Origin of the sequence: Campylobacter sp. US25a, from assembly GCF_004379075.1 — a bacterium.
Lineage (GTDB): Bacteria > Campylobacterota > Campylobacteria > Campylobacterales > Campylobacteraceae > Campylobacter_D > Campylobacter_D jejuni.
The window spans coordinates 1-6,080 of record NZ_RYYM01000026.1; the positions used below are offsets into that span (position 1 = coordinate 1).

At 42.5% G+C, this 6,080-nt stretch carries 2 tRNA genes and 3 rRNA genes; all 5 read left to right on the top strand.

Going from position 1 to position 6,080, the window contains the following annotated elements:
* Window positions 1–1,512, top strand: a 16S ribosomal RNA gene (locus tag ELQ12_RS09205).
* Between the two features lie 102 nt (window positions 1,513–1,614).
* Window positions 1,615–1,690: transfer RNA gene (locus tag ELQ12_RS09210), tRNA-Ala, on the top strand.
* An 8-nt stretch (window positions 1,691–1,698) separates the two neighbouring features.
* Window positions 1,699–1,775, top strand: a tRNA-Ile gene (locus tag ELQ12_RS09215).
* A gap of 727 nt (window positions 1,776–2,502) precedes the next feature.
* Window positions 2,503–5,561, top strand: a 23S ribosomal RNA gene (locus ELQ12_RS09220).
* Between the two features lie 255 nt (window positions 5,562–5,816).
* Window positions 5,817–5,933 (top strand): 5S ribosomal RNA (rrf, locus tag ELQ12_RS09225).
* Together the 16S, 23S and 5S rRNA genes with 2 tRNA genes alongside form the textbook arrangement of a ribosomal RNA operon.
* Window positions 5,934–6,080 lie beyond the last annotated feature (147 nt).

Genomic DNA, 6,080 nt, shown 5'->3' on the forward strand with positions numbered 1-6,080 from the left:
TTATGGAGAGTTTGATCCTGGCTCAGAGTGAACGCTGGCGGCGTGCCTAATACATGCAAGTCGAACGATGAAGCTTCTAGCTTGCTAGAAGTGGATTAGTGGCGCACGGGTGAGTAAGGTATAGTTAATCTGCCCTACACAAGAGGACAACAGTTGGAAACGACTGCTAATACTCTATACTCCTGCTTAACACAAGTTGAGTAGGGAAAGTTTTTCGGTGTAGGATGAGACTATATAGTATCAGCTAGTTGGTAAGGTAATGGCTTACCAAGGCTATGACGCTTAACTGGTCTGAGAGGATGATCAGTCACACTGGAACTGAGACACGGTCCAGACTCCTACGGGAGGCAGCAGTAGGGAATATTGCGCAATGGGGGAAACCCTGACGCAGCAACGCCGCGTGGAGGATGACACTTTTCGGAGCGTAAACTCCTTTTCTTAGGGAAGAATTCTGACGGTACCTAAGGAATAAGCACCGGCTAACTCCGTGCCAGCAGCCGCGGTAATACGGAGGGTGCAAGCGTTACTCGGAATCACTGGGCGTAAAGGGCGCGTAGGCGGATTATCAAGTCTCTTGTGAAATCTAATGGCTTAACCATTAAACTGCTTGGGAAACTGATAGTCTAGAGTGAGGGAGAGGCAGATGGAATTGGTGGTGTAGGGGTAAAATCCGTAGATATCACCAAGAATACCCATTGCGAAGGCGATCTGCTGGAACTCAACTGACGCTAAGGCGCGAAAGCGTGGGGAGCAAACAGGATTAGATACCCTGGTAGTCCACGCCCTAAACGATGTACACTAGTTGTTGGGATGCTAGTCATCTCAGTAATGCAGCTAACGCATTAAGTGTACCGCCTGGGGAGTACGGTCGCAAGATTAAAACTCAAAGGAATAGACGGGGACCCGCACAAGCGGTGGAGCATGTGGTTTAATTCGAAGATACGCGAAGAACCTTACCTGGGCTTGATATCCTAAGAACCTTATAGAGATATGAGGGTGCTAGCTTGCTAGAACTTAGAGACAGGTGCTGCACGGCTGTCGTCAGCTCGTGTCGTGAGATGTTGGGTTAAGTCCCGCAACGAGCGCAACCCACGTATTTAGTTGCTAACGGTTCGGCCGAGCACTCTAAATAGACTGCCTTCGTAAGGAGGAGGAAGGTGTGGACGACGTCAAGTCATCATGGCCCTTATGCCCAGGGCGACACACGTGCTACAATGGCATATACAATGAGACGCAATACCGCGAGGTGGAGCAAATCTATAAAATATGTCCCAGTTCGGATTGTTCTCTGCAACTCGAGAGCATGAAGCCGGAATCGCTAGTAATCGTAGATCAGCCATGCTACGGTGAATACGTTCCCGGGTCTTGTACTCACCGCCCGTCACACCATGGGAGTTGATTTCACTCGAAGCCGGAATACTAAACTAGTTACCGTCCACAGTGGAATCAGCGACTGGGGTGAAGTCGTAACAAGGTAACCGTAGGAGAACCTGCGGTTGGATCACCTCCTTTCTAGAGTACAAAGTAATAAGTCTCACCACTATTACTTCAATATATAAACTCAATTGATTCTTGTTTAGATTTCAAAGATTGATGATAAAGCTAATTGTTTATGGGGAATTAGCTCAGCTGGGAGAGCGCCTGCTTTGCACGCAGGAGGTCAGCGGTTCGATCCCGCTATTCTCCACCATTTATTAAGGGCCTATAGCTCAGCTGGTTAGAGTGCACCCCTGATAAGGGTGAGGTCACAAGTTCAAGTCTTGTTAGGCCCACCATAAAAAAGATTTGAATAAAAAAGCTTTAAAATCTAAAGCAAGTATATAAAGTAGATTAAATATAAAATATAAACTCTATACTTAGATTTATTTTTTTATCTTTAACTATAAAAGAATATACTTTATATAGATATAAGTAGCATATACATTATGTATTTATATTTATAATGATTATATTAATATATATACTTCCTTTAGGTTTTAAACCTAAATGTTCTTTTTAATTATCATTGTTAAGAGTCACAAGCAAGTTTTAATAAAAACAATTTTACAGGACTTGTTAAAGGATAAAACCTATTTATCTTTTCTTTGGTTTAACTTATATTTTTTAATTATCTTTATCTTTAAAATAAAGAGAATATTAGATTTAAGATTTATAAATTAAAGACAAGTTTCAAACTCACAGCTTAGTTAAGACTAAATCATTTAGTTTTATATTAAGTGTTTGAATGCTTTCCGTCTTAAGATAAAGAAGTCTTATCATAAAAACTTTAACAAGGAAGTGATGCGTTTTAGAATCAATAAAAAAGGTAGAAGTTAGGTTATATCTAACTTTTATGCAAATTGTTTTTTTAGTGATTAAGAATTGAAGCTTTATCTACATTAATTTTTTAATGAATGTTTAGTTTATTTCGTTTTAAGCCTAATATCTTTTAGGTTGGCGGGGTAGGCCTTTAGCTTTGGTTCTTTAAGATGAGCTTTGCTCATCTGCTAAAAGAACATCAAAAGGTAAGCTACTAAGAGCGAATGGTGGATGCCTTGACTGGTAAAGGCGATGAAGGACGTACTAGACTGCGATAAGCTACGGGGAGCTGTCAAGAAGCTTTGATCCGTAGATTTCCGAATGGGGCAACCCAATGTATAGAGATATACATTACCTATATAGGAGCGAACGAGGGGAATTGAAACATCTTAGTACCCTCAGGAAAAGAAATCAATAGAGATTGCGTCAGTAGCGGCGAGCGAAAGCGCAAGAGGGCAAACCCAGTGCTTGCACTGGGGGTTGTAGGACTGCAATGTGCAAGAGCTGAGTTTAGCAGAACATTCTGGAAAGTATAGCCATAGAGGGTGATAGTCCCGTATGCGAAAAACAAAGCTTAGCTAGCAGTATCCTGAGTAGGGCGGGACACGAGGAATCCTGTCTGAATCCGGGTCGACCACGATCCAACCCTAAATACTAATACCAGATCGATAGTGCACAAGTACCGTGAGGGAAAGGTGAAAAGAACTGAGGTGATCAGAGTGAAATAGAACCTGAAACCATTTGCTTACAATCATTCAGAGCACTATGTAGCAATACAGTGTGATGGACTGCCTTTTGCATAATGAGCCTGCGAGTTGTGGTGTCTGGCAAGGTTAAGCAAACGCGAAGCCGTAGCGAAAGCGAGTCTGAATAGGGCGCTTAGTCAGATGCTGCAGACCCGAAACGAAGTGATCTATCCATGAGCAAGTTGAAGCTAGTGTAAGAACTAGTGGAGGACTGAACCCATAGGCGTTGAAAAGCCCCGGGATGACTTGTGGATAGGGGTGAAAGGCCAATCAAACTTCGTGATAGCTGGTTCTCTCCGAAATATATTTAGGTATAGCGTTGTGTCGTAATATAAGGGGGTAGAGCACTGAATGGGCTAGGGCATACACCAATGTACCAAACCCTATCAAACTCCGAATACCTTATATGTAATCACAGCAGTCAGGCGGCGAGTGATAAAATCCGTCGTCAAGAGGGAAACAACCCAGACTACCAGCTAAGGTCCCTAAATCTTACTTAAGTGGAAAACGATGTGAAGTTACTTAAACAACCAGGAGGTTGGCTTAGAAGCAGCCATCCTTTAAAGAAAGCGTAATAGCTCACTGGTCTAGTGATTTTGCGCGGAAAATATAACGGGGCTAAAGTAAGTACCGAAGCTGTAGACTTGCACACAACTTAGATTATTTAAGTTTAGAATATAAAAAACTAAGTTATATGTTTTAAGTTATATTTTTACTGATTTTTATAGAGTAAAGATAGAAACAAAACTTAGTAAAATCAGTAAAAATATTCTTGGTTTAAAGTTTAAGTAGTTTAAGTTGTGTGCAAGTGGTAGGAGAGCGTTCTATTTGCGTCGAAGGTATACCGGTAAGGAGTGCTGGAGCGAATAGAAGTGAGCATGCAGGCATGAGTAGCGATAATTAATGTGAGAATCATTAACGCCGTAAACCCAAGGTTTCCTACGCGATGCTCGTCATCGTAGGGTTAGTCGGGTCCTAAGTCGAGTCCGAAAGGGGTAGACGATGGCAAATTGGTTAATATTCCAATACCAACATTAGTGTGCGATGGAAGGACGCTTAGGGCTAAGGGGGCTAGCGGATGGAAGTGCTAGTCTAAGGTCGTAGGAGCTTATACAGGCAAATCCGTATAAGAACACTCCGAGAACTGAAAGGCTTTTTGAAGTCTTCGGATGGATAGAAGAACCCCTGATGCCGTCGAGCCAAGAAAAGTTTCTAAGTTTAGCTAATGTTGCCCGTACCGTAAACCGACACAGGTGGGTGGGATGAGTATTCTAAGGCGCGTGGAAGAACTCTCTTTAAGGAACTCTGCAAAATAGCACCGTATCTTCGGTATAAGGTGTGGTTAGCTTCGTACTAGGATTTACTCCGAAAGCGAAGAAACTTACAACAAAGAGTCCCTCCCGACTGTTTACCAAAAACACAGCACTCTGCTAACTCGTAAGAGGATGTATAGGGTGTGACGCCTGCCCGGTGCTCGAAGGTTAATTGATGGGGTTAGCATTAGCGAAGCTCTTGATCGAAGCCCGAGTAAACGGCGGCCGTAACTATAACGGTCCTAAGGTAGCGAAATTCCTTGTCGGTTAAATACCGACCTGCATGAATGGCGTAACGAGATGGGAGCTGTCTCAAAGAGGGATCCAGTGAAATTGTAGTGGAGGTGAAAATTCCTCCTACCCGCGGCAAGACGGAAAGACCCCGTGGACCTTTACTACAGCTTGACACTGCTACTTGGATAAGAATGTGCAGGATAGGTGGGAGGCTTTGAGTATATGACGCCAGTTGTATATGAGCCGTTGTTGAGATACCACTCTTTCTTATTTGGGTAGCTAACCAGCTTGAGTTATCCTCAAGTGGGACAATGTCTGGTGGGTAGTTTGACTGGGGCGGTCGCCTCCCAAATAATAACGGAGGCTTACAAAGGTTGGCTCAGAACGGTTGGAAATCGTTCGTAGAGTATAAAGGTATAAGCCAGCTTAACTGCAAGACATACAAGTCAAGCAGAGACGAAAGTCGGTCTTAGTGATCCGGTGGTTCTGTGTGGAAGGGCCATCGCTCAAAGGATAAAAGGTACCCCGGGGATAACAGGCTGATCTCCCCCAAGAGCTCACATCGACGGGGAGGTTTGGCACCTCGATGTCGGCTCATCGCATCCTGGGGCTGGAGCAGGTCCCAAGGGTATGGCTGTTCGCCATTTAAAGCGGTACGCGAGCTGGGTTCAGAACGTCGTGAGACAGTTCGGTCCCTATCTGCCGTGGGCGTAAGAAGATTGAAGAGATTTGACCCTAGTACGAGAGGACCGGGTTGAACAAACCACTGGTGTAGCTGTTGTTCTGCCAAGAGCATCGCAGCGTAGCTAAGTTTGGAAAGGATAAACGCTGAAAGCATCTAAGCGTGAAGCCAACTCTAAGATGAATCTTCTCTAAGCTCTCTAGAAGACTACTAGTTTGATAGGCTGGGTGTGTAATGGATGAAAGTCCTTTAGCTGACCAGTACTAATAGAGCGTTTGGCTTATCTTTAATAAAGCATCACTTCCTTGTTAAGGTTTTTAAGAAGACTTTGAATATAGATAATATTTAGAGTTTTATAGAAATCTTTCAAGTAGAGTTTATATTAGAACTTGCTCTTAACATTGTTTTTTAAGTATTCTATATAAAAACTTATTAAAGATAAAAGATAAGTAAAGAAGAAAGAGAATAAAGAAAAAAATAAAGAAATAAAAGATTAAGCTTTATTTATAAATTAAATCTTTCAAAGAATATTTAAATAACAATGTCCGTGATTATACAGATGTGGAAACGCCTTGCTCCATCCCGAACCAAGAAGCTAAGCACATCGTGGGTGATGATACTACGCCTTACTGGCAGGGGGAAAGTAGCTCATTGCGGACTTGTTAAATGTCTTCATTGCTTACTTTATATATAAATCCTATGTTTATTTTTATTGTTGTTTTAGATGGTGCTTAGAATCGTGTTTAAAAAAGAGTTTGTTGCTGGTTAGGGTTTTTTAAGAGAATAGGGTGTTTTTAGGGTTTGGAA